The sequence below is a fragment of the Vibrio sp. 10N.222.49.C9 genome (assembly GCF_041474985.1).
Lineage (GTDB): Bacteria > Pseudomonadota > Gammaproteobacteria > Enterobacterales > Vibrionaceae > Vibrio > Vibrio crassostreae_C.
Genome location: NZ_JBFRVD010001465.1, coordinates 1 through 288, shown reverse-complemented (window position 1 = coordinate 288; position 288 = coordinate 1). Strand labels below are relative to the sequence as shown.

At 50.3% G+C, this 288-nt stretch carries 1 protein-coding gene; it reads left to right on the top strand.

Annotated elements, in window-relative coordinates; all coding sequences use genetic code 11:
- Positions 1-288: ABC transporter substrate binding protein (locus AB4585_RS28780; protein WP_372172200.1), on the top strand; the 288-nt coding region annotated here is incomplete at both ends.

The following is a 288-nucleotide window of genomic DNA, read 5'->3' as shown; positions in this document are numbered from 1 at the left end:
TGTTTAGTCGGTGCTGCGCTTCTATCTAGTACCAGTGTTATGGCAAAAACAGCTAAAGTGGCGGTCTCTCAGATTGTTGAACACCCGGCATTAGACGCAACGCGACAAGGCCTGCTCGATGGTTTAAAAGCGAAAGGGTATGAAGAAGGTAAGAACCTTGAGTTTGACTATAAAACCGCTCAAGGTAACCCCGCTATCGCGGTGCAGATTGCTCGCCAGTTTGTGGGTGAAAATCCTGATGTCTTAGTGGGCATTGCGACACCAACCGCTCAAGCGCTGGCGTCTGCG